At 33.8% G+C, this 24,491-nt stretch carries 20 protein-coding genes and 3 pseudogenes; 19 read left to right on the forward strand and 4 right to left on the reverse strand.

Annotated features, from left to right (window positions below):
• Positions 1 to 337: 337 nt before the first annotated feature.
• From yhbH to H280_RS0120540, 3 genes and pseudogenes are all read left to right on the forward strand, one after another.
• Entirely contained in the window at positions 338 to 1,492 is a 1,155-nt protein-coding gene (yhbH, locus tag H280_RS0120535; protein WP_020062997.1) for a sporulation protein YhbH, read from the forward strand.
• 28 nt (positions 1,493 to 1,520) lie between these two features.
• Positions 1,521 to 1,898, forward strand: a pseudogene (locus tag H280_RS25405) (DDE-type integrase/transposase/recombinase); the annotation flags it as partial.
• A 144-nt stretch (positions 1,899 to 2,042) separates the two neighbouring features.
• Complete coding sequence (locus H280_RS0120540) at positions 2,043 to 2,549, forward strand: DUF3189 family protein (protein ID WP_020062998.1); 507 nt, start codon at positions 2,043 to 2,045, stop codon at positions 2,547 to 2,549.
• Between the two features lie 434 nt (positions 2,550 to 2,983).
• On the opposite strand, the gene H280_RS0120550 is transcribed toward H280_RS0120540, so the two are convergent.
• Positions 2,984 to 4,531, reverse strand: a complete 1,548-nt coding sequence (locus tag H280_RS0120550; protein WP_020063000.1) for a recombinase family protein — start codon at positions 4,529 to 4,531, stop codon at positions 2,984 to 2,986.
• 119 nt (positions 4,532 to 4,650) lie between these two features.
• Here H280_RS0120550 and H280_RS25900 point away from each other — a divergent pair, with 119 nt between their 5' ends.
• Positions 4,651 to 4,821 carry a hypothetical protein gene (locus tag H280_RS25900; protein WP_155895038.1) on the forward strand — a complete coding sequence of 57 codons (171 nt, stop codon included), beginning with the start codon at positions 4,651 to 4,653 and terminating at the stop codon, positions 4,819 to 4,821.
• Positions 4,822 to 4,915: 94 nt separating this feature from the next.
• On the opposite strand, the gene H280_RS0120560 is transcribed toward H280_RS25900, so the two are convergent.
• Complete coding sequence (locus H280_RS0120560; protein WP_020063002.1) at positions 4,916 to 5,293, reverse strand: helix-turn-helix domain-containing protein; 378 nt, start codon at positions 5,291 to 5,293, stop codon at positions 4,916 to 4,918.
• A gap of 40 nt (positions 5,294 to 5,333) precedes the next feature.
• Here H280_RS0120560 and H280_RS26785 point away from each other — a divergent pair, with 40 nt between their 5' ends.
• The 3 genes from H280_RS26785 to H280_RS0120575 are packed head-to-tail and all read left to right on the forward strand — an operon-like array spanning position 5,334 to position 8,540.
• Positions 5,334 to 5,465 (forward strand): hypothetical protein, encoded by a 132-nt coding sequence (locus H280_RS26785; RefSeq protein ID WP_020063003.1) that lies wholly within the window; start codon positions 5,334 to 5,336, stop codon positions 5,463 to 5,465.
• A gap of 55 nt (positions 5,466 to 5,520) precedes the next feature.
• A complete protein-coding gene (locus H280_RS0120570) occupies positions 5,521 to 6,975 on the forward strand; it encodes a recombinase family protein (RefSeq protein WP_020063004.1) in 1,455 nt (484 codons plus the stop codon).
• Positions 6,972 to 8,540 (forward strand): recombinase family protein, encoded by a 1,569-nt coding sequence (locus H280_RS0120575; RefSeq protein ID WP_020063005.1) that lies wholly within the window; start codon positions 6,972 to 6,974, stop codon positions 8,538 to 8,540. The genes H280_RS0120570 and H280_RS0120575 overlap by 4 nt, the downstream gene beginning before the upstream one ends.
• A 601-nt stretch (positions 8,541 to 9,141) precedes the next feature.
• Here H280_RS0120575 and H280_RS24060 read toward each other — a convergent pair.
• A pseudogene (locus H280_RS24060) lies at positions 9,142 to 10,572 on the reverse strand (IS4 family transposase).
• 752 nt (positions 10,573 to 11,324) lie between these two features.
• Positions 11,325 to 11,591: pseudogene (locus H280_RS25910) on the reverse strand (transposase); the annotation flags it as partial.
• An 846-nt stretch (positions 11,592 to 12,437) separates the two neighbouring features.
• Between H280_RS25910 and H280_RS0120590 the strand changes: the two are divergent.
• From H280_RS0120590 to H280_RS0120650, 12 genes are all read left to right on the forward strand, one after another.
• A complete protein-coding gene (locus H280_RS0120590; RefSeq protein WP_020063008.1) occupies positions 12,438 to 13,310 on the forward strand; it encodes an N-acetylneuraminate synthase family protein in 873 nt (290 codons plus the stop codon).
• A 101-nt stretch (positions 13,311 to 13,411) separates the two neighbouring features.
• Positions 13,412 to 14,962: a cytidylyltransferase domain-containing protein gene (locus H280_RS24490; protein ID WP_020063009.1), complete on the forward strand. Its 1,551-nt coding sequence runs from the start codon at positions 13,412 to 13,414 to the stop codon at positions 14,960 to 14,962.
• The gene (locus H280_RS0120600; protein ID WP_020063010.1) at positions 14,959 to 15,720 is read left to right on the forward strand and encodes a hypothetical protein; all 762 of its coding nucleotides are present in this window, start codon (positions 14,959 to 14,961) and stop codon (positions 15,718 to 15,720) included. Before H280_RS24490 ends, H280_RS0120600 begins: the two co-directional genes overlap by 4 nt.
• On the forward strand, positions 15,717 to 16,796 hold the full coding sequence (locus tag H280_RS0120605) for a pyridoxal phosphate-dependent aminotransferase (RefSeq protein WP_020063011.1): 1,080 nt from the start codon (positions 15,717 to 15,719) through the stop codon (positions 16,794 to 16,796). The genes H280_RS0120600 and H280_RS0120605 overlap by 4 nt, the downstream gene beginning before the upstream one ends.
• The gene (locus H280_RS24070) at positions 16,780 to 17,955 is read left to right on the forward strand and encodes a radical SAM/SPASM domain-containing protein (protein WP_020063012.1); all 1,176 of its coding nucleotides are present in this window, start codon (positions 16,780 to 16,782) and stop codon (positions 17,953 to 17,955) included. Before H280_RS0120605 ends, H280_RS24070 begins: the two co-directional genes overlap by 17 nt.
• Positions 17,956 to 17,972: 17 nt before the next feature.
• Entirely contained in the window at positions 17,973 to 19,199 is a 1,227-nt protein-coding gene (locus tag H280_RS0120615) for a hypothetical protein (protein ID WP_020063013.1), read from the forward strand.
• A complete protein-coding gene (locus tag H280_RS0120620) occupies positions 19,199 to 19,825 on the forward strand; it encodes a hypothetical protein (RefSeq protein WP_020063014.1) in 627 nt (208 codons plus the stop codon). The genes H280_RS0120615 and H280_RS0120620 overlap by 1 nt, the downstream gene beginning before the upstream one ends.
• Complete coding sequence (locus H280_RS0120625; RefSeq protein WP_034304037.1) at positions 19,818 to 20,663, forward strand: SDR family oxidoreductase; 846 nt, start codon at positions 19,818 to 19,820, stop codon at positions 20,661 to 20,663. The genes H280_RS0120620 and H280_RS0120625 overlap by 8 nt, the downstream gene beginning before the upstream one ends.
• Positions 20,664 to 20,732: 69 nt before the next feature.
• Positions 20,733 to 21,392 carry a D-sedoheptulose-7-phosphate isomerase gene (locus H280_RS0120630; protein WP_020063016.1) on the forward strand — a complete coding sequence of 220 codons (660 nt, stop codon included), beginning with the start codon at positions 20,733 to 20,735 and terminating at the stop codon, positions 21,390 to 21,392.
• A 100-nt stretch (positions 21,393 to 21,492) separates the two neighbouring features.
• Complete coding sequence (locus H280_RS0120635; RefSeq protein ID WP_020063017.1) at positions 21,493 to 22,251, forward strand: phytanoyl-CoA dioxygenase family protein; 759 nt, start codon at positions 21,493 to 21,495, stop codon at positions 22,249 to 22,251.
• Between the two features lie 77 nt (positions 22,252 to 22,328).
• On the forward strand, positions 22,329 to 23,555 hold the full coding sequence (locus H280_RS0120640) for an ATP-grasp domain-containing protein (protein ID WP_020063018.1): 1,227 nt from the start codon (positions 22,329 to 22,331) through the stop codon (positions 23,553 to 23,555).
• Positions 23,556 to 23,809: 254 nt separating this feature from the next.
• A partial coding sequence (locus H280_RS0120650; protein ID WP_196810755.1) for a condensation domain-containing protein occupies positions 23,810 to 24,491 on the forward strand: 682 nt, incomplete at its 3' end.

The following is a 24,491-nucleotide window of genomic DNA, read 5'->3' on the forward strand; positions in this document are numbered from 1 at the left end:
CATTCATATAGAAAAAAGTCAACACAATACAATATGTTGCAGAGCCGTAAAGTGTGCAACAATGCATTGTGTTTCTTTCTTAAGTATGAAGTGCATTTCTTTAAAATTTATTTTCTAACTAAGAAGCCCATGTTTTAGGATGTGTTTTCATCCCGCATTAACGGTCAGTAATACTCCCGCCTCAAAATTCAGCAAAAGCAAAGAAGTTAGGCGGGAGATAAACTGCCCGTAAAAGCCCGATTGGTTCAACTAATAATCAGTGGGGGATGAAGAAAATCCCCACTGATTAAAGTTTCACTTTATGAAAGCATAAAAAACTATGTAAGGAGGGAAAGGAATGACAGAAGAAAATCAAAACAATTATACGATCTCACAGGAAAATTGGTCCCTCCATCGTAAAGGACACGATGATCAGCAACGTCATCAAGAAAAAGTACAAGAGGCAATAAAAAATAATTTACCAGACCTTGTTACAGAAGAGAGCATTATCATGTCCAATGGCAGGGATGTTGTAAAAATACCAATTCGTTCACTAGATGAATATAAAATTCGTTATAACTATGATAAAAATAAGCATGTTGGTCAAGGAACAGGCGATAGTAAGGTCGGTGATGTTGTAGCGAGAGATGGCTCTGGTCAAAAACAAAAAGGACCAGGAAAAGGGAAAGGCGCCGGGGACTCTGCAGGAGAAGATTACTACGAGGCAGAAGTATCGATTTTAGAGTTGGAGCAAGCATTTTTTAAAGAATTAGAGCTTCCTAATTTACAGCAAAAAGAAATGGACGAAAATCGCGTTGAACATATTGAATTTAACGACATTCGCAAAATGGGCCTTTGGGGAAATATTGATAAAAAACGGACGATAATCTCTGCCTATAAACGAAATGCAATGAATGGTAATCCGGCCTTCCACCCAATTAAACGAGAAGATTTAAAATTCCGTACGTGGAACGAAGTTTTAAAGCCAGAATCAAAAGCTGTTGTGTTAGCAATGATGGATACGAGCGGTTCGATGGGTCTTTGGGAAAAATATATGGCCCGCAGCTTTTTCTTCTGGATGTCTCGTTTTTTACGTACAAAATATGAAACAGTTGATATTGAATTTATTGCGCACCATACAGAAGCAAAAGTTGTTACAGAAGAAGAATTTTTCTCAAAAGGTGAAAGCGGTGGAACCATTTGTTCCTCAGCATACAGAAAAGCATTAGAACTAATCGAAACAAAATACTCTCCAGAACGCTATAACATATATCCATTCCATTTCTCAGATGGAGATAATTTAACCTCTGATAATGCACGCTGTGTCAAACTGGTGCAGGAGTTGATGAAAGTATCTAACATGTTTGGGTATGGAGAGGTGAACCAGTATAATCGCTCATCATCTACCCTTTTTTCGGTTTATAAAAGCATTGAAGATGAGAAGTTTAAGTATTATATAGTGAAAAATAAGAAGGATATTTTTCACTGCCTTAAAAAGTTCCTTAAGAAATAAATTTAAACATAAAAATATTTAAATGTATAGAAATCATAAGGCTGCAAGGCGATTCTTTAAGAAAGCTTTGCGGTCTTTTCATGTCTCTAAAACCCGGGTGATTATAGTTGATAAAAATCCAGCTTATCTAATAACCATGGGAAAATTGGGGAAAGAAAAAAAGATGCCACTAGGCATCCCAATCAGGCAGATAAAATATCTAAATAACATTGTGGAACAAGATCATCGTTTTATTAAGAAACGCATACGCTCTATGATGGAATTCAAATCACTTTAAACAGCAACCGCTATATTGAGTGGTGTGGAAGTCATGCATATGATGAAAAAGAGACAGACTAATTTAAAGAATCAGTCTGTCCAAAATCAAAAAGAATTCATCCATCAATTATTTAGGCTGATAGTATAAAATACAATCCCGTTAGAAATATATGTGCTATATTCCCTTTTATTTTATCTTTGCACTAGAACCAAATATATCGGTTTTTGATTAGTAAATGATGAAATGGTGATACTAATCAATATTGAATGTAAATGACAAAGGAATGAGAATATGATTTTTATTTACACTGATTATGGTGGAACGCATACAACCTCACTAGCTGCAGCGTATCATTTAAACAAACTACCAACTAATCGGAAATTAACGAGAGAAGAAATTTTAAATGTGGACTATTTTAATAAACTTAAAACTTCTGATATGGGAAAAATTATTTTTCATGGCCGAGATGAGGGAGGCAATCCTGTTTATACAGTAGGGTGCGGGGCATCGAAAGTTGTGGTACCATCTATGAAAAATCTAGGCAGAATTCTTCAACATCAATATCAAAACAACGAAAAAATCATTTTTTCAAATACGTCACCAACTGTTCCACTTCCTATGACATTTGGTGGTTTATTCTCTAGAAGATTACATATTGATTTTATTGGTGTTCCATTACTTGTATGGGGCGCAAAAATTTGTTGTGACAATGTACAAAGACTGGTGGATTATACAAAAGAAGCTGGTAGACTGACAAATGATTACGTTGTTATATTAGAGAATAAGACTTTTAAATGAAAAAGGCAGGATATATTGCTATCCTGCTTTTTTCTATAACATTTCAACTTTCTTTCGAATCATAACCTTATCAATTTCGGGTTCTTCATCGCCGATAAATAAGCCGCGTTCTTTCAAATACATTTCAAAATATAAATCAGCTTCCGCACGTTCATCATAAGGTTTTACAGATAAAACAAATCCTCACTCTCTAGCTAATTGTTCTAAAGCATCAGGTGACATATATCGTTGTAACTCTTTAGAAAACAATTCTAGTTTATCAAAAGTCGATAAGTTCATGCCAAACACGCCATCCTTTCCCATGTTTCTACAGGAAGAATAGCGTGTTTTTTTATTTTAAGGAAATTTAGTATTGTTAGCTTGATGATGATGGGGCGATACCCCTTTTATAAGTATTTTGGATAAGAGTCATCGTATATTATTGATTTTGAGAGTTATATTTTAGTATATAATTCCACTACAAACTCATCTTTTCTTTTCCACTCTTTTTTCCGTAAATAAGTCACTTTTTCAAGCACCGATTTGAGAAGATGATTTTTCTTCTCTATATCATTCGTTGCATAATAAGCTTCTAAAACATTTTTGATTCTCGGAACAAATTCATGTATATGTTTTTCTTTTTTTAATATCTTTTTAATTTCATGTTTAAGCTCTTCGATTGCCTCTTGGGTAGTCTTCAATCGTACAGCAATAGATTTTTGCCTCTCTAAGAATGTGTCAACATCATATACACCTTTTTCTAAAAAATCATGGAGATTGCTTTTTTGTTTTTGTAGATCATTTATTTGTTGTTCTTTCTTTTCTAGAGCTTTCTGTTGTAAATGAATATTATTGCTCGATATCTCTTTTTGTACCATGTTTTCTTGTATCTCAAAGCTTTCAATAATTTGTTTTAATCCATCAAGTATGCGCTGTTCAACAAGTGATAAGGATGCTCCTTTTTGAACACCTTTACAGGATGGTTGAACACAACGAACTTGGGGATTAGGCCGATCTTTTCGTGGCTGATAAAGCATGGAATGTCCGCATAGTTCACATAGTAAGATTCCAGCCAATGGATTAGAAAGTTTTTTTGTTTTTATTGTAGGAGGTCTCCAACGTTTACTATGAGCCATGTTAGCTTTTTGAAATAATTCTTCTGATACAAGTGGAGAGTGAGCGTGATTGTGTCGTTGCCATCCTTCTTTTGGTACTTTTTTTCGTATATACTTACCATTTTGTTTTGTATAGCGTATCTTTCCCCAAATGATATGACCGAGATATACTTCATTTTTAATAATGGATGAGATAGTTGAAGGATTCCAGTATTCGCCTTCTGGAGGCGAAATACTTAATCTATCTAATTCTTGCGCGATTGCCTGTCTACCCAGTCTGCCAGCCATGCTTTCAAAAATTTTAGATACTACCCAGCTTTTTTCAGGATCAGGATAAAGTTTTAAATTATTATCTCGTAAGTACCCGTAAGGTGGAACACGCGAGATGGATTTTCCTTCTTTGGCAGAAGCTCTTCTGCCACGCTGCATACGTTTCACAATTGTTTTTAATTCTTCTCGAGCAATTAAAGATTTGATACTAAATGTTAACTCTTGATTTTCATCATTTGGGTTAATGACTTCTGTTGGTGTAATAATGAATGTTTCTGAATAGCGAAATACACGATAAATCGTTCCCTGATCCACCATATCACCACGACCGAGGCGATCTAGATCCATTACTAATACAGCATCAGCTATGCCAGTTTCTACTTCACGAAGCAATTTTTGCATCATTGGTCTTTCAGATATATATTCACCCGAAACAACCTCTTCAAAAATATCAATTATATTATGATGCTCTTTATGAGCGAGTTCTAATAATTGAGTTCGATGGCGTTCAAGCGTATCGTAATGTTGTCCATGTTCCATCGCTTTTTTTTCTTCTTCAAGATCTTTTCGACTTTTACGTAAATAGATGAATACATCAAGTTCTTCTGGACGATACATTCGTTTCACCTACCAGCTTGTCTAGTATTATTGTTATAGATATGTATGGCTAACTTGTCCTATGAAAATGATAGTTCGTCTTTTTTCTTGTCATGCATACATATAATGCAAGGGGGGATATGATGAAAGAATTTCAATTTGGTAATACAAAAGTCATTATTCATTCATCACTTGCATTAATGGGAAAAGAAGAACAAAAAGAATGGTTTCAACAAGAGTGGGAAAAGAAAAATCCAATTTTAAGATCTATAGTTGAAGCGGCAGTAAGTTGCCAAGAAGATGAAAAATAAAAAGAGCATTCTCTTTCCTTAAGAGATATGCTCTTCTTTTTTGATTAAATTATTCATTAAAATAAATAGTTGTTTTTAATGATGAATAGCTTTTCTAGTTCTGTAAATAATAATCTTGATCGTTGTTATGGAAAGTAAGTGAAACTTGAGATAGATCAATACCTTTTTCTAAGGTTTCTAATAAGTAATATCCCAATGCTTTATCTTGTTGTATCAAATTATGTAATAGGGTGCTTGCGCGGGTAATTCTATATTTTATTTCATCTTGAATTAATAAAGAATTATCCATTGTAATGAGGTGAAGTTCATCTTGCAGTTTTTGTAATAGTGAAAGTTGAATGGTATCTGTCTTTCCGGTTTCAAGATTACTTAAATAAGCTGGTGATACACCAAGTTGTTTTGCAAAAGTGTTTAATCCAATTCCTTTTTGAGTACGAAGTGTACGAATGTGTTTTCCAAGTTCATGTATCATAACATTAACCTCCAATGATTTTTTGAAAGGAATAGAAGTAATGAAAAAGAAAAAAGAAATTAAAATTATATCTGTCAGTTATATTCATGATCCAGAATCAGCTCAAAAATGGTTTGAAGCTTATATAGAAATTGTTAAAAAAGAATTAACAAAAGCCGTCGAAAAGGACTAGCAATTCTTTTTTATACATACAGTGTAAATAGAACATCATGAGAGGAGGTCTTGAATTGAAGACAGTTGCATACTATAGAAGTTCAATTGATTCACAAGAAAACTCAATCGAAATGCAACAAAATTCAGTTCTTACTCGCTCCATTGATATGGCATTGATTATTGATGAAGAGTATATTGATGAAGCGGTATCAGCTAGAAAAGTTAGCTTAAAAAAACGTCCAGCTTTACAAAAATTATTAAAAGATATCAAGAATAACAATGTAACAAATTTATTTTTATTTAAACGAGATCGACTAGCCCGAAATGTAATGGAGTATTATGAAATTTATCAAATACTAAGAAGCAAGAAGATAAATGTTATTTTAACTGCACCGAATGAGCCACCAATGTACTATACACCGATTGGTGAGTATCTTGAGTTAATTATGGCCGGTATGGCTCAACGTGAAGGTGAACAAATTATTGAACGATTAAAGCAAACATTAAAAGCTAATTTTCAAAGTGGGAAGAATCCTGGACGTCTTCCATATGGATACAAATGGAATAAAGAAACAAGAGAAATCGAACTAATAAATGAACAAATACAAGTAGTAAAAATGATTTTTCAAGAACTTGTAGCGGAAAAGTATGAATCTCTGAAAGAATTGTGTAGTGTATTGGGATTAAAGGAAAATGGTAAGCATTGGACTTCGTCTGATATTAGGAAAATCGTATTCAATCCTACATACGTTGGATTACGTACTATGAATATTTTTGGTGAAGATGTCACTAGTAAATATGAAAAACTGTCTATTGTTGATAAGGATATATGGGAAAAGACTTGTAGTATCGTCACTATTTTATCTCCTTTAAAGACTCATCAAGATTACGTATTTGAACAAGTACTATTTCCATTACAAGGATTATTAACTTGTTCGAAATGTAATGAATCATTACAAAAAGTAAAGGCTAGAAAAAAGGAAAGTTTAAAGTATAAATGTTTAAATCATTCTTCGATTTATGTTCTGAAGAGTACAATTGAACCATTAGTCTTCGAACGCTGTAAGGAATATTTTGATAGCTTACTTACTCCCCATTTTCATGAACTATTCGATCGATATGAACAAAATGCAAAAAAACAAGTGAAACAGAATATCCAAACCATTGAAGAGAAAATCCAACTTATTAATGAAAAATTGATTGCTAAAGTAGATACGTGGTATCAGGATACTGATGCACCTTATAAGGAACAAAAAGAAATTGAAATTATGACGCTGTATGATGAGCTTGCTAAATATAAAAAACAAAAAGAACAGGTAATACAGGAATTAAATGATGTAAAGCAACTACGTGAAAAGGTAAGTAATTATCAATCCTCTATGTCGTTATCCTATGACAAGATAAAGGAGAATCTACAGCTGGGTTCCTTTTTTCAAGATTTAATACAGCAAGTCAAAACTGACGGAAAGAACTGCGAAATAGTTTTTAAACACCCATTCTTACGAACTCAAGAGGTGCTGACACCATGAAGCTCTCTCATATTTTAAAGCCAAATATGAAGGCTGCTTTTTACGGGCGACATTCTACTGATAAACAGGACATGGATATGCAATTGAACTCTGTTATGGAAGTGATTCGCAAATATGATTGCATTCATACTCATTCTTTTCTTGATAAGGCTGTTTCCGCTCGGAAAAATAAAATAACTAGTAGAAAAGAACTTGAAAACATGTTTGAAGCGGCAAAAAGAAAAGAATTTGATTTTGTCATTGTTTATAAAAGTGATCGCCTTGCTAGGGATCCACTTGAACATCAAACCATTCGTATTATCATGAAGACACTTGCCATTCCCATTATTATTAGTTCGAACGAAAGTGTGTACAATGCTGATAATGATTTAATTGTGCAACTTATGGAGGATGGTTTTACTAAATATGAAGTTGACACCATTATCGCAAGAACACGATCAGGCCTAGAAAACAAAGCAAAACAAGGAAAATGGCTTGGTGGTAAGCCGCCATTTGGTTACACATATGATAAGAATAGTGGGCAGTTTATTGAATACCCTGAAGAGCTTTGCTATGTAAAAGAAATATTCAACTTATATTTAAATGGTCATGGGTTTCAGCACATTGCTAATACACTCCCCAACGGTTCTCGGCGCGGAAAGGACTGGGGGAAAGAGAATGTAAAGGCGATTGTACTTAATCCTTTTTATTGTGGCTTATTATCATGGCGACGACAAACAGATGGTAAGCAAAATGCAAGGGATATTTGGATTGAAGCACCCAATCACTATGTGAAACCAATCATTTCACGAACGATATGGGAAGCATGTTGGCGTATTTATTCAGAAAAACGTAATGGCAACATGATTCCTAAACATTACAAAACAAGTTTTCTGCTACAAGGGTTGCTTTCTTGTGAAAAATGCCAGGAACTAATGAAAACAAAGAATCAACAAACAGTAAGTTCTACAAATAAAAAGTATGGAGGGAAAATTTATTTTTGTAATAACTGCAAATTAAGAATAGATGCAGATCTCCTTCATGATAAAGTAGTGAATCAAACACTTACTGATGTGAAAATAAGTGGATTTCACAATGTATATCATGCGATAGAACAAAAAATTCAGTATGAGATACAAGAGTTGAATAACAATATTCAAAAGCATCAGCATCTCTTCGAAAACTACACCATCAAACTTCACAATATTACAGAAGAGCTCAAGCAGCGTATGAAAAATAACGATGATAAACGTTTTTTGAAGTCTTTAGCAATTTATCGCTCGGATGTACAGCGAAAATTAGATGGAATCATACAACAAATGAACGACTTTAAACAGCAAATTATTCTCAAAGAAAAAATTGAAAAAAGTAAAGAAACATGGTCATATACTTTGAATGAAGTATTTCAAGATGATGTCAAGCTTCAAGAAATAAGTGATATGGATAAAAGAAGATTTTTACTACCTCTAATTCAGTCTGTATCTGTTAAAGAGAATAAAAAGCGTAATGAGTATGATATTTCATTACAATTACGCACAGATTTTTCGAAACGTGATGTAAAGAATCAAATCAGCTTGATTTTGTAGAACAGCTATCAACATTGGTAGCTGTTTTTTGACTATTTATGGTATCGGTATTTAGGAAGAACTTTGGATAGAAGTTCTTCGCTTTCTCGGTGATTGGGAAGGCGTGGTATACCACTCTACCCTAATCACCGAGTTTGATACTCTTGAGAAAGAGCTTGTATCTTAAGGATAAAGGGTTTGTCTTTATTTATTATTATGGACAGTGATTTAGAGAAATAAACATACTCGGTGATTAGGGGATAGGTAACTATTTAAAACATTTGAGAGCTCGGTAATTGGGTAAATAAAAAATGCCTTATCATTCTCCCTGTAAGGAGGCATGAGGGGGGCCACCTTACATACCCATCAACTTAAAGAAAATAAAGGCCCAAAAAAAAATGAGCCGAACTCTTATGAATAACTGTGAAAAGGTAAAATTTTTGTAATGGGAGGTTTCTGAAAATCTTAGCTTGATGGGCATGGGGTCCCACCACATCGCTATCAAGCTAAGCTCATACAACGTCAATTATAGTAAAGGTTGTTTCTTTTTTCTAAAGGCTACGTGTAGAGAATTTAAAGATTTGCATACGAAATAAACCCTAATGGGTTTCATTTTTTAAATTTAAGCCGCTTGATCATCCGACATGGTACAATTGTAAACGACACCTAATATATCAAAGACTGTTTTCTTCTTATACCTATGAGATTTTCGCCCGTTTTGCTGTAGGAGGTTGAACAGGCGAATTAGAATCTTTGATAGCTCTTGGGTGTCTTTCTGTATAGCTTGGAAAAGAAGAAAAAAATAGTCTTTAATCATATAAATAGCTTTATATTCACTCAATTCTTGTTTCTTTTTCATAAGAAGTAATTTCCGCATTTGAAACATAATAGAGGAACAGAGTAGAATGGCGATCAGTTGCTCATACAAATGGCATTCCAATCGTTCTTGTTTTATCTTTTTACAATGATGAATGCAAAAGAATGATTTCCACGTTTTAAATAAAATTTCGATTTGTCAACGTAAAGAATACCAATCATGTACTTGTCCCATTGGGACAACATCTGTAGGAGTGTTTGTCATATATACATTGATACCACTGAGTCGTTTACTACGAGGAGAATACTTCATTCCTTTCTTTTTTTCTCTTATAGTTTGATCTTGTAATCGTTTTTCTTGTTGTTCTTTTGTTAGTCGATGAACAATCACACGAGTAGGTACTTTATCAGTCATTCCTACATAAGCGTCGGGTATTTCACATGTTTGTCCTGGCTGAAGAGAGTTCATTAACACCTCCATATCTATCTGAATATACTCCGTACCTTTTTTGATTCTTCCATCTCGAAAATAATCAGGATTGGGATTTTTTTGATAAATACGTGTATTCGACTTGATACGAGAGATATAGTAAGCTTTTTGGTCTTGTATATGTTGAAGATCTTTCAAATGAAAATATCCTAAATCTCGAATACATAAATCATTCGCTGTCACAGTTGGGACACACAGAGAACCGTAGGTTCGATCATGTTGTTTACCTGGACCGGTATGAATATGTAGGAACCGTCCACTTAATAAATCATATTCAAGCTGAATTTTCACCCCCGCTGTATGGCTGCAGCCTCCTGCACCTGGATAAACGAATGAAAAGGAATCTGGGAGTTGAAATGCAGTTGAATCTAAAATACGAATACGCTTGAAAACAGAAGTATATGGAGAAGAAATCGGTATAGATGAGCCCAATTTTTGGTTTAGTAGTTCCGCTAATATGTGTTGTAAAAATTGGACCGCCGCTTTATTAAACCGTTGATTCAATCCCTCAGGACTGATGAGCACTTCTGTTGATGCTTCTAAGCAGCTGGATAACTGAGTTAAAGAAGTTGTAGCGACATTTTGGCTCATCCATACACATAAAGCGACTAAATCCTTTGCTTGGTACTTACTGGTTCGCTGTACAAAACCAACATCTCTAGCAAGATTTCGTAAGATATTTGGGGATAAGAAACTTTGAATTTCTTGAGCAAATAGTTGTAATTTATCAGATACAGAAATAGACATACAAAAACACCATCCTTTCTTATGATTCTACAGAAAGAATAGCGTATTTTTTCATTTTAGGGGGGATTTTGTTTTATTAGCTTGATAGCGATGAGATGTTACCCCTATAATCGTTTTTTTTTTAGTTTCATAACGATTCCCCCATCCTATTGTAAAAAATGTATTTTTCTGTATATTCTTATATTATTTGTTTTGTTTACATAAATATAGGATTTTTTTAATATATTGAACATATTAAACCTTATGTATGCGCTTTCAAAATAAATAACGAACTAAATAATACATGTCATAATCGAATAGAAGATAAGTAAATTTGAATATCTTTTCTGTTATAAAGTTTAAAAACCTCTACATATAAGTAGAGGTTTTTGAATTGCATATTAATGAATTATGCTTTTTCATATAAACGAAGATTAATACATAATTTTAACTAGATTTATTATTAACTAATTTATCTACACCACCAAGCTCCGCCTCAATCTGCGAAGTCTTCGATGACTCATCCATACGCCAATACGTAATAAAGCTTATTGCGATACATCCACCACATAGAAGTAGAATAGTGACTCCATTCCGATACTCTTTGGCCATAAAGCGATGAATTCTGCAGTTCCACCGAATATCGAAACGGTTAGTGCATATGGTAAACCTACGCCTAGTGCGCGAATTTCAGTTGGGAAGAGTTCGGCTTTTACAATCGCGTTAATGGAAGTATAACCAGTCACGATTATGAGACCGACCATCATGAGTAAGAATGCTACCATTGGTTCTGTCGTTTTTTCCATTTGACGTTCAGACCGAATACCGTAAAAATAACCAATAAACATCATCTTAAATAAAACGATAGGATGAATAGAAGGACGACCATTATTTTCACAATAATAGGGATGCAACTTTTCCTTAATAAAATCAAAGTAAGTCGTAGCTTCAATTGTATGAAGGAAATGATCTTATGGCACTAACTTTTCTACAGAGGTTGATACACGTTCATCGCGATAATTCTTTAATGCACCCATCATAAAAAATCGCTTCTTATTCTCTTTTTTATCAGGATAGGTAAAACAGCAGACACAAAAACAGGTTGTGTAGAAATATCATTATTAACTAAAAAGTTACAATATCTCAAATTTATAAGTTCTCTTTTTATCAATATGCCCATCGTTTACGTATTAATTTACAAATGATTAAATATGCATGTGTTCTTCCATATAGAGATGAAATTTTAGAAGGACAGATAAAGCGCTTGAAAACGATAAAATAAATGCTGTATGTACGGGTTAGTTCAGCTGCATTGTAGGAATTCATATTATACAGATTTTGAGTTGTTATTTTAAAATATCAAAAGTCAATAGGAAAACAATGTTGTATAAGGTTCCTGAAAATTGGTATCGCAAAAAGCATTCTTATAGAGGTAAGTCGTTAAAAAGAGTAGATATCTTAATATAACCATTATATAATAACGGAAAAGAGAACTAGTGTTCTCGTTTTACTTGCGATTAAGAAGAGATATGTCTAAAAAAATTATTGTCTAATAACAAAAAAACGAGAACGTAAGCTCGACTTAGTGTTTACGATAGGAGGAAGATAGAATTGGATAAAAGTATTATATAATAATAAAAAAAGGAACGTAAGTTCGCTTAGTTATTTGCGATTGGAGAAAGGTAGGATCGAAAAATCTATTGTATAATAACGAAAATTCAGAATAAAAAACATTTAATTGTTTGCAATTGGGAATAAATGTGATTAGATATTTATTGTATAATAACAAAAATTCAGAATAAAGAATATTTAATCGTTTACAATTGGGAATAAATGTGATTAGATATTTATTGTGTAATAACAAAAAAAGGAATAGGTGATAAATTATGAAAATTGGTTCGAATGAGATTAAAGATTTTTCGAAATCATATATTATTGCAGAAATCGGTATTAATCATAACGGAAATGTTGATATTGCTAAGCAACTGATTAAAGTTGCACACGAAGCTGGATGCGATGCAGTAAAATTTCAAAAAAGAACAGTTAATGTAGTATACTCTGCTGCTGAACTTGCCGTTCCTAGGGAGAGTCCTTTTGGCTCCACCAACGGGGATTTGAAGCGAGGTCTTGAATTTGGTTTTGAAGAGTACAAAGAAATATTTGAATTTTGTAAAAAGTTAGGGATAGATTGTTTTGCTTCTCCATGGGATACGCTATCCGTAGATTTTCTTGAACAGTTTAACCCGGTATGTTACAAAGTTGCTTCTGCTACAATAACTGATATCGAACTTCTAGAGGCGATTAGAGAAACTGGAAGGCCGGTAATACTTTCAACTGGGATGTCTTCACTGGAGGAAATATCAAATGCAGTAAGGATTTTAAAACAAAATCAACTGATACTTACAGTTTGTACAAGTACCTATCCAAATTTAGTAGAAGAAATTAATCTTAACCGTTTAGACTCTTTGCGAAATCATTTTGATTGTAGCGTAGGATATTCAGGTCATGAGCTAGGCTATTGGCCTACTCTTGCAGCTGCTGCTAAGGGGGCAGCTGTTATAGAGCGACATATTACATTATCAAGAACTATGTGGGGATCTGACCAAAGTGCATCACTAGAACCAGAAGAGTTGAAAGATATGGTTGAGGGGATAAGGTGTATTGAATCCTCTCTTGGGAGTGCTGAAATTGGTATGATAGATAGAGAAATCCCCGTATTGCAAAAATTAAGACGTGTAAAAAGTTTAAGTGCGCTTTAAAGTTATTGACAGAAAATTATAAATATTAAACAGAAAGGAAATAACTAATTTATTGTTTAGTCGACAATAAAAAATTATGGATCTTTTAACAGGAGGATATTATGGGAATTCTTGCTCTTATCCCAGCACGGGGTGGATCGAAAGGAATAAAAAGAAAAAATCTTGCAACTATTAATGGGTTACCTCTTGTGGCTTACCCTATACTTACGGCACTTCAATCAAAATATATAACTAGGGTAATAGTTTCTACAGACGATGCTGAGATAGCCCAAGTTGCTAAAAAATTTGGTGCGGAGGTACCTTTCATAAGGCCAGTGGAATATGCTACTGACACGGCGACTGATTTACCGGTTTTTAAACACTGTTTAGAATGGATTGCTGCTAATGAAGGTGTAACCCAAAATTTAGTTGTTCAATTAAGGCCTACTGTACCATTAAGAGATTCAAGAATGATAGATAAAGCGATTGAATATATGTTATCTCAACCAGATGCCACTTCACTTCGCTCTGTATCAGGACCAGAATTTAGTCCATATAAAATGTGGGAAATAGACGATGAATCTACTCTCCAACCATTACTTAACCTTCCAGGTGTTAAGGATTTTTATGATCAGCCTAGACAGGCCTTACCTGTGGTTTATGCTCAAGATGGTTATGTAGATATCGTTAGAACAAACACGGTATTAAAGGATTCAAGTATGGCAGGGAAAAAGATCTTGGCATTTACGGATCATGGAATAGCCTATGATATTGACGATATTTATCAACTTGAACGTTTACAGAGACTAGTGGATACAAATTATGCTGATTTAAAGTCTAGAACCGTATATGGATCCTTAAATTTTGGAATTATACAAGGGAGACTAAGTCAAACTCCGCCAGAAGTGTTGCAAAAATTCCCTGATAATTGGAAAGAAGAATTCTTTCTTGCAAAGGAACTGGGGTTGAAATATATTGAATTACTTGTTGAACGCGAATTCAACCCTAATAATCCTATATATTCACCACAAGGATTAGCGGAGATAAAAAGTGTGAGTGAACAGACGGGAGTAGGCGTTAATTCTGTTTGTATAGATACATTTATTCAACAAGACTTTGAAGAAGGTTTTCATAAACTTATTGAATTGATTCCAAGTTTTGCAGCAATAGGTGTGCGACGTTTAATTATACCATTCTTTGAGTCAAGTGAGCTTAACAATGTGTCTATTCAGAGATATAAAGAGCCATTATTAAATTGTGCGAATATTGCGCGTGAATTTGGTGTGGAAATTTGCATTGAAAGTTCTCTTAAGGCGGATGAATTAATTAGTTTTTTAGATGACTTAAAGAACTCAAATGTCAAAGTTTGCTATGACATAGGGAACTCTACTTTTTTTGGACATGACGTAGCTGGTGACGTTGTAAAACTAGGTTCACGTATTACTCATGTTCATATTAAGGATAGGACATTCTCAGGAGAAAATGTTCTGCTTGGAGATGGTAATGCAGAAATAAGAAATGCTATATCCCTTTTGTGGAACTTAAATTACAAGGGAGGATTCACCTTTGAGACCACTAGAGGTGCTAATCCTGTTTTGACTGCTTCTAACCACAAACGATTATTAGAATCAATGCTTCAAGACATCTTATATGAAGGAAGTGTACTAATATGAAAAATACATTAATTCCTGAAGAGGGAAAAGATACAATTAATAATTTAATTAAGGTAGCGAAAGAAGTACTTAGAAATGATCTTGTCTCCATATATGGTATGGGGAGTTTAGGATATGGTGGTTTTGTTAATGGTTGGAGTGATTTCGACATCGATATAATTTTAGCTGATGATACAGATATCGATTTTATCCAGGCAATGTATAAAATTGAAGGGAAACTTCACGATATGGGTTATGGGAGAGTAGATGTTAAATGTTACTCCGTAAAAGAATTAAATGCTGAGACTCTTCCTTATACATATGGTACTCGTAACCGAGCAGTTATGTTATGCGACAGTGCGACATTAATTTACGGTGAGAATATTTCTGATAGGATAGTGAGACCTAGTATAGAGGAACTAAGAAAGGAGTCTATTAGTTTAGTACAATCCTTACTTTCAAAAGATAATGACTGGTGGTTTAGTCGACCTATTGATGACACGGCGGCTCTCTTAGCCCTTCCTGCTCGTTTAGTATTTACATGCACAACAGGAGAAGTAACTCATAAAGCGAAGGCAATTGATTATTTAATGGAACAACATGAAAAAGAAATATCTCCAAATTTATGGGCATGGGTTATTTGGGCGAGAGCTTGTCGCGAAATTCCATATGCACAAAATTTGCCAAGAGACTTATATGAGAATGCAATTAAAGCAGCCCATGGACAGATGTTATGGGTTGAAAATCAACTTTTAGCCAACTGTGGGGTGAAGTTATGATTTTACCACGAAATCATTTGATTGGTCTAGAGAGACCTAATCAAGATTATAATACTCGACTGGATGGATTGAGACTGGATTATAATGAGATGGTACCTTACTTAGAACCTGAATTATTTCAAGCAATCAAGGATAAGCTTACACCAGAACTTTTAACAGCCTATCCTGAAGTTAAACCTGTATATGAAATTTTAGCGAACAGTTTGGGGGTTAGACCTGAACAGTTAGTACTTACATCAGGATCGGATAGCGGAATCAAACAAATATACGAGACGTTCTGTAATGAAGGTGATGAAGTAATCATTACATTTCCGACATATGGCATGTTCCAAGGATATTGTGAGTTAATGAATCTTTCATGCAAGAAAGTATTGCATAATTCAGATGACTTTCGGATTGCTCCTCAAAATATTATAAATAACATTACTGAAAGAACTAAGATAATTGCGATTGCGAACCCAAATGGAAATGTGGGTTCTGCTATGCCTGATTATGATCTAGAATATATAATTAAAGAAGCCGAGCGAAAAGGTGTAGTCGTCTTACTTGACCAAGCTTATAACGATTATTATGAAGATAACTGGGGCTCACGAATTGATGAGTTTGATAATCTAGTTATTGTTAGAACATTTTCTAAAGCTTGGGGAATAGCCGGACTTAGATTTGGTTATATCTTAACAAATGAAACTCTTAGAAAATATATTTACGCTATGAAACCGGTTGTTGAAATTAATAGTGTTGCAGCTTTAGTAGCGGAATACTTGTTAACGAGCGGGGTTGAAAAAATTAAAGGGATAGTGATTGAAACAAAAAAAGGTAAAGAAAGACTTGCCCAAAGCATGGAAGAGTTAGATTTCAAGGTATATAGAGGATATGCAAACTTTATTCAAGTGTGGTTTGGTAGTCGGAAAGAAGACATAATGAACGAACTTAGAAATAAAAAAATATACGTGAAAGATAACGGAAATGAAGGACTTCTAGCCGGTAGTGTAAGAATTACAGTTGGTCCCGTGAGTCAAATGAATGTTTTGATAAATACTATCAAGGGGGTTCTTTCATATGAATCAACTAAATAACACTGATTTTTTTGAAAGTAGATTGTATTCTATGGATATAGATATTAAAAGCATTAGAGAAAAATTATTACACGAGCTGAAAACTGAGTTTGCTCAGAACCTTCATCACTATTCTACTGAAGCTGATTTAACCGGTGTTATTAATTATTTAGAGAATCCTACTATCCATTACTCAGAGGGTAGGGATTTAAGTTTCGATAAGCAATCATTCTCTGTCACGGAATTGAAAAATGTAATGAAATTGCCGACCTTTAAAGAGCGCATACAGTATCTAGTATATAGATACCGTTTCAATAATTATCCAAGGAATCAGTTAACATCTGAATTTCCAATTGTGCTATGTATTGAACCGACTAGTATTTGTAATCTTAGATGTACAATGTGTTTTCAAAGTGATTCGACGTTTTCAGGTGATAAATCTTTACAGGGACATATGTCATTCGAACTATTTAAAAAAATAATTGATGAAGGTGCAAAACATAATTTAGCATCTATTGTTCTTGCTAGTCGAGGAGAACCCTTACTCAATAAAGATATATATCGAATGATATCATATGCGAAAAAGAACGGTGTTTTGGATATTAAATTAAATACAAATGCTACAGTACTTACAGCAAATAATGCAAGAAAGTTATTAGAGTCTGGTTTGGATACTCTTGTTTTTTCTGTTGACTCAGCGATACCAGAAGAATATGAACGTATACGTCTTGGTGCTAAGTTCGAAAAAGTTGTAGAAAATATCAGAAGATTCAATAAAATTCACCAAGAAGAATATCCTGAAGTTAGTCTTAGAACAAGAACATCGATGGTAGTCGTTGATGAAGATCAAGATATTGAATATGCAAAAGAATTTTGGTCTGGATTAGTTGATGAGTTTGCATATCGTAAAGTAATTGACCGACTTAACATTTATGAGGGAATAGATATCTCAACAGAGAGGCCATGTTCTTTATTATGGGAGAGATTATATATTTGGTTTGATGGTACGACTAGTATATGCGATGAAGATTATAAAAGTATTTTGGCTCCTGGGAAGTTTGAAGGAAACACTTCTATTAGTGAGATTTGGAAAGGGAAAAGGTATCAGCAATTACGCCAAATGCATATTAAACAAGAGAAGTGTAGGTTACATCCTTGTGATAAATGTCCTGGATTCTAGAAAGGTAGGTTCTTGATATGCGTAGAATCATAATTACATGTAGGCATCCAGGCCCTACTTGGTTTATTGCAGAAGCAATTCCAACCTTAACTTCTAAATATGAGATTTATTTGTTACTTTCAGATACCGCCATTACGTTTATTGTTGAGCGTTATCCTTCCTTACTTATAAACGAAAGAGTACAAGTTTTTTATTTGAATAAAAATATAATAGAAAAAATAAATGTAAAGTCATTCGAACTTTCAAATGATAATATCGATGGAAGTATTGATACCTCTTTAATACTAGAGTCTATGATTAAATTCTTTAAGGAAATAGATTTTGATATTGTAATACGGACAACACCTGTAACTGGTATTGATGTGGATGAAATATTGCCTACTGCGGTTCGCAATGTAGGGTACTCGGGACCTATTCTAGGTATCCAAGACTATTATGGAGTAGGGAATATATTAAATGATGGGGAAGATGATTTGTTAAAGTATGGAGTTACACATTTAGCTACTGTGGATAATTTGGCTGTTGAAATTATGAAACATAGATTTTCTGGCCCTATATGTAGTACAGGGTGGCTAGCGCATGATTTATTCCTAAGATCAGATCCATTATCTATGGTTCGTGAAAATATAAGAAGTTCTTTAGGAATATCCCAAAATCAAAAAGTTGTATTCTATGCTTGTTCAGCGCTCCAATATGAATCAGATTTCATAGGGTTTGAACATGTTCTTACATCTCTAGTGGAACTAAATTTGGATGTTACTTTTTTATATAAAGTTCACCCAAGAATGACCCATCGTGAAATTTCTAAATACGCGGATATTTTAAATGAGTTTGGTAAGGGATTAAAAGTAGTACCGGAAGATGAATTTTCTGATTATCTCGAATATTTAGCTGTTTCTGATTTGGTTATTTCTACGGCCTCAATGGTAAACCTTGATACTCTGGCGTATACAACTTTACAAGGATCTTTTAATGATGTACCAGTTAGTCTTTATATTGAAGACGATTGTATAAGGCAAGCCATTCTAAAAGCTACAGGTTTATTAACATTGCCAACTCACCTCGCTGGTCATGGTAGTCTCTGTACAAATCTTTTGGATTTAAAAGAAACAATTAATCAAGGACTAGTTAACACTGTGTTAAGAGAGAATATTCTGAAGGAAGCAGCTTACTATTTTAAAATAAAAGATCCATCAGCTATACGACTTTTAGATTATATAGAAGAAATTTGGGGTGAATTTTGATGTGGGACACGTACAAGTTAAAATTACTTTCTAAAGCGGATTGGACCCCGGATAAATCAGATCTTGATCATTTACATACTTTAACGGGATCTAGAAATATCTACATATATACTGATTTGGAGGCTCAGAGTGAAGTTTTCAATTGGAGAACAATTATAGATATTGAGATAGATCAAGATATTTATAATTCACAAAAATTTAGTAACAGTATCTCCTCAGATAAATTAGTTCTAGAATATGGTCTAGATTTTTTAATGATGAAAAGTGCTTCATTTTCTAAAGGTAAATATCAGGAAGGGGCTGATGTTATAGTTTCTTTTTATTCCTGGGCACACGCTTTAGAAGAAAGTGAAAGGGAAAAGGCATTGTGGGAACACTTTAATATGGAGAAAGACCAGCCGTATTATTCATTAGTGAATTTTAATGCAGGCGTTAATGAAAATAATAGTACAAGTAACCCTACAGATTTTATGTTTGAGGGGTTTGTGGGTGATCCAGAAGGATTGTCAGAAATATATAGGAGTCCATTTCTTAATAAAATGCGGACACACTCAAAATTGTTTCTAAATACAGATACACGCCAATTAGCTTTTGGTAAACTTCATATTTCAAGATTGGATGGTTAAATTGAAAACTTTAAAAGAATACTTTGGACTAAATGGTAAGGTTGCTGTAATTACTGGTGGAGCTGGATTTTTAGGTTTAAAACACGCAGAAGCAATTATAGATGCTGGTGGGGTTCCTATACTTTTAGATATCAATACCGAAAGGCTAATGGAAGCAAAATCTCAGTTGAACTCTTTATATCCAGATAAAGCTGTTGAAGTTATAACAACCGATATAACTTCGGAACGAGATATTAAATCTGCATACGAAAAAATTATAGATAAGTATTCAAGAATAGATATATTGATTAATAATGCAGCTAATAATCCTCAAGTATCAAGAGAAATGGGTTTAAAAGAATCATTGCAGTTCGAGTATTTTACTCTTGAAAAATGGAATAAAGATTTTTCAGTTGGTCTTACCGGTGCTTTCTTGTGTTCTAAGGTATTTGGTACACATATGGCTAATAAGGGAAAGGGGATAATTGTAAATATTTCTTCAGATCTTTCCATAATTTCTCCTGACCAAAGACTTTATAGACGAGAGGGTATACCTGAAGAAGAACAAGATATAAAACCAGTTTCTTATTCTAGTGTAAAGACCGCCATACTAGGACTAACACGATATCTTTCTACTTATTGGGCAAATAAAAATGTAAGAGTAAATACATTAGTACTTGGTGGCGTTTTAAAGGATCAAGATAGTGAGTTTCTAAAACGGGTCGAATCACGAATACCATTAGGTCGATTAGCTAATCCAGATGAATATAGTGGTACTTTAATTTATATGTGTAGTGAATCATCCTCTTATATGACTGGGGCGACTCTGGTTATCGATGGTGGCCGAACAATTTGGTAAGTTAAAATGGTTTTGATATTAGTTTCCGTTTCTGAAAAATAAAAAATCAATATTATAAGGAGAATTAATGTGCAAAAAGAATATGTAGGCAAAAGACTTTATGATATAAATGAAGACTTGGTATCTGTTACAGACAGTTTTATTTCCTCTTATTTTTGTTTATTAAACACTTTTAAAAATGGAAATAAGGTGTTTGTTTGTGGAAATGGTGGTAGTTCTAGTGATGCTGAGCATATAGTGGCAGAATTAGTGAAAGATTACATGAAGGCTAGACCAATTAATGAGCTATTTATGAAAAAACTAACTGAGTTTTTCGGTTCTGATGGGGCTGAAATGGCAAAAAAATTACAGGGAGGATTACCCGCTATTTCTTTAACTTGCCCCTCTAGTGTTATAACTGCAATCTCAAATGATATTGACTATAGTTTGGTCTTTGCTCAACAACTGGTAGCACTTGGTAAAAATGGAGATTGTCTATTACTGCTAAGTACATCAGGTAACTCAGAGAATGTAATTCAAGCCGCAAAAGTAGCAAAGGCCATGGAGATAAAAACTATTGCTTTTACTGGATTAAACCAAGGGCAGTTAGATAATATTTGTGACATAGTAATAAAGATTCCTTCAACAATGACACCTGCCATCCAAGAGTCTCATAAAGCTATATCTCACTTACTTTGTGAGTTACTTGAGGAGGAACTATTTAAAACAGAAGATGTTTTAGTATGTTAAAAACTTTTTAGTATACTAAAAAATAAAGTTTGCTGGTTAATATTATAGAAATATATATTCGTAAATTTAACTAAATATTAAATTGATAGGGGATTTAATAGTGTTATCAAAAAATCTAGTAGATCAATATGAAAAAGAAGGTTATTTAAATAAGATTCCTGTTTTTGACAAAGATAAAGCAACTATGTTTAGATCTCATTTTGATTCTATGGTTGAAATAGAAGGATTACAAAACAAAAATATTAAAAGAGAACTTCATAATAGGCATATTGATCAAGACTATGTATGGGATGTTGCCATCTCTTCAGAAGTCTTAGATGTGGTTGAGTCTTTAATTGGTGAAAATATTTTTCTAATTGGTTCAAGATTTGTTTGTAAGTGGCCTGGGGATGACCATTATGTACCTTGGCATCAAGATTCTCGTTATCAGGAATTAAACCCTCCATGCCAAGTGTCAGTTTGGATTGCTATTGATGATTGTGATATTGACAATGGTTGCTTATATGTTATTCCTGGGTCAAATAATAAGGGGCTTGTGGAACATAAAAAAGCAGAAGGGAACAATGTTTTAGTATTTAATGAAGTAAGCTTAAAACAATCTGATGAAGAGGCTGCAATCCCTTTAGAGCTTAAAGCAGGAGAAATGTCTGTATTTCATGGAGATGTAATTCATGGAAGTCCTTTGAATCAATCGACAAGAAGAAGATGTGGATTAGTTTTCCGGTATGTCCCTACTTGGGTAAAACCAAATATTGAAGGGATGTGGCCTTCTATATTGGTAAGGGGAACTAATAAAGAGAAGAATTTTCCGAATATTACAAGGTGTGATGGCCTTAATTTTAAATACATAACTAAATAAAAAAGCATTAGCCCCAGGCCTAAAATTAATATTTTCAAGACTATAGATAGATCACCTTTATAAATGGAGGAACGTAAATGACAGTATTAATACTGAATAGATTAGGGCCGGATAAAAAATATATGACAAATTTTTTAGAATGGTTATCGGAATACCCGGAGCCAGTGTATATGTTTACAGATTCGAATTTTTCGGATCAATTCACTGGATACTCTTTGGTCAAGGGTTTTAGGAACTATGATTCAAATGGATTAGTTGAAGTTGAGGCAGTTAAGCTTGGTAAAGAACATTCTATAAGTCGTGTTATTGCATTAGATGAAAGAGACCTTTTACGTGCAGCAAGGATAAGGGAGGCTTTAGATATACCGGGACAGTCTGTAGAAAGTGCCCGCGCATTTCGTCATAAGCCAACCATGAAGTCATATATCAAAAAAGCAGGTTTGCCTTGTCCAGATTACATGGAAGTTTATTCTCCTATGGATTTGTATAAATTTATTCTTAAAAATGGATTCCCTATAGTTGTAAAACCACAAGATGGATTTGGCTCAATTAATACAAAGGTGATTTGGAACTGGGAACAAGCAGAAGAATTTATGGAGAGTACAGCCTTAGTTAATATGATGGTTGAGACTTTTGTAGATGGAGAAATGTATCATTCAAATGGTTTGATTATGGATGGGGAAATTGTTTTCCTAGCCGTTGGAAGATACGGAACGGTTCCCTTAAATCGTGTTGCAGGTGGTGGGTATCAACAAGTTTTAGGTGCATTAACTGAGTTGCTATCACCAGACGAAGAGATTTTTAGTCGCATTTACGAGTTTACTAATAACATAGTTAAATCTTTACCAGCTCCGAATCATTCATCATTTCACTGCGAAATGTTTCATACAGCTAATGATCAACTAGTTTTTTGTGAAATTGCAAGTAGAACGGCAGGCGCAAGAATAGGGGAATGTATTATTCAGTCTTATGGAGTGGATTTGAATGCTGAATGGTCTAGATTAGAGTGTGGACTGGATGTGACAGTTCCACGAAATATTGTTCCAAAACAACTTTCAGCTTCATATTTAATTCCGACAAGACGTGGAAAACTTATTTCAATGATTGATAGTTTTCCTTTTTCATGGGTTACAGAATATCAGCCTAGGGTGAAAGAAGGAGAAGAACTTAGGGAGAGTAAATCTTCTACAGGTACTATTGGGTCCGTTGTTTTTGTTGGTTCTTCTCGTGAGGAATTAAGAAAAAGGTTCCACGAAATATGTAAAGTAATAGATAAATCGATTTTCTTGGAAGATATTCCATGAAAGGAATTTAATTAAAAAAGGGTGATTTTTAAAAATGACTACCCGTTTAATCTAAAAAGGGCTAATACTAAAGTAAAAACAAATCATTATTATTTTTACATGGTTATGCATATAAGGGGGATTTATGAGTATGTTGCAGGTTTTATTCTTACTATTCTTACTATTTACAGCTAAGAATAGTAAGAATAAACTTTGGGATGATTTAGGTGGAAATGCATTAATCATTAGATTATAAATTATGAACGGAGCTCCATTTGTATAAGACGCAATGGAATTTATTATTTGGAGGAATTTTCTTGAAGTTTAAAAATGAGTTACACACAAAGGGAATTAGTTATGACATGAAATCCTTAAAGTATTGGTTAAAGAAATTAAGTGGTGATTTACCAGTACTACAGCTACCTACAGATTATGAGCGTCCATTAGTTCAGACATATACAGGAGGTCGGGTCACATATAGGCTAGGAAAAGATTTACTGAAAGATTTGTATAAATTGAGCCAACAGGAAGGCGTTACTTTATATATGACGCTGTTAGCTTCATTTAAAGTACTTCTATATCGGTATACAGGACAGGAAGACATACTGGTAGGAAGCCCTGTAGCGAATCGGAATCACAGAGAATTAGAAGAATTGATTGGATTCTTTGTAAATACCCTAGTAATGCGTTCAGATCTATCTGGAAATCCGAGTTTTAAAGAATTTCTGGGGCGTATGAAAGAAACTACTTTAGAGGCATATAATCATCAAGATTTACCATTTGAGAAGCTGGTTGAAGAATTACAGCCTGAGCGTAGCTTAGGACAGCACTCACCATTATTTCAAATTTTATTTGCGTTACAAAACGCGCCAGAAGGAGCTCAAACTTTTAACAATCTTGAATTACAATCTATAGATGTCGATATGGATGTTTCAAAGTTTGATTTGGCATTACATG

The sequence above is a fragment of the Bacillus sp. 123MFChir2 genome, from assembly GCF_000383235.1.
Classification (GTDB): domain Bacteria; phylum Bacillota; class Bacilli; order Bacillales; family Bacillaceae_G; genus Bacillus_A.

Coding starts and splice junctions, on each gene's coding strand:
- H280_RS0120540 (WP_020062998.1), top strand. CDS start 2,043: ATGATTTTTATTTACACTGATTATGGTGGAACGCATACAACCTCACTA.
- H280_RS24070 (WP_020063012.1), top strand. CDS start 16,780: ATGAATCAACTAAATAACACTGATTTTTTTGAAAGTAGATTGTATTCT.
- H280_RS0120600 (WP_020063010.1), top strand. CDS start 14,959: ATGAAAAATACATTAATTCCTGAAGAGGGAAAAGATACAATTAATAAT.
- H280_RS26785 (WP_020063003.1), top strand. CDS start 5,334: ATGAAAAAGAAAAAAGAAATTAAAATTATATCTGTCAGTTATATTCAT.
- yhbH (WP_020062997.1), top strand. CDS start 338: ATGACAGAAGAAAATCAAAACAATTATACGATCTCACAGGAAAATTGG.
- H280_RS0120615 (WP_020063013.1), top strand. CDS start 17,973: ATGCGTAGAATCATAATTACATGTAGGCATCCAGGCCCTACTTGGTTT.
- H280_RS0120605 (WP_020063011.1), top strand. CDS start 15,717: ATGATTTTACCACGAAATCATTTGATTGGTCTAGAGAGACCTAATCAA.
- H280_RS0120550 (WP_020063000.1), bottom strand. CDS start 4,531: ATGTATCGTCCAGAAGAACTTGATGTATTCATCTATTTACGTAAAAGT.
- H280_RS0120590 (WP_020063008.1), top strand. CDS start 12,438: ATGAAAATTGGTTCGAATGAGATTAAAGATTTTTCGAAATCATATATT.
- H280_RS0120625 (WP_034304037.1), top strand. CDS start 19,818: ATGGTTAAATTGAAAACTTTAAAAGAATACTTTGGACTAAATGGTAAG.
- H280_RS0120560 (WP_020063002.1), bottom strand. CDS start 5,293: ATGATACATGAACTTGGAAAACACATTCGTACACTTCGTACTCAAAAA.
- H280_RS0120620 (WP_020063014.1), top strand. CDS start 19,199: ATGTGGGACACGTACAAGTTAAAATTACTTTCTAAAGCGGATTGGACC.
- H280_RS24490 (WP_020063009.1), top strand. CDS start 13,412: ATGGGAATTCTTGCTCTTATCCCAGCACGGGGTGGATCGAAAGGAATA.
- H280_RS0120575 (WP_020063005.1), top strand. CDS start 6,972: ATGAAGCTCTCTCATATTTTAAAGCCAAATATGAAGGCTGCTTTTTAC.
- H280_RS0120640 (WP_020063018.1), top strand. CDS start 22,329: ATGACAGTATTAATACTGAATAGATTAGGGCCGGATAAAAAATATATG.
- H280_RS25900 (WP_155895038.1), top strand. CDS start 4,651: ATGATGAAAGAATTTCAATTTGGTAATACAAAAGTCATTATTCATTCA.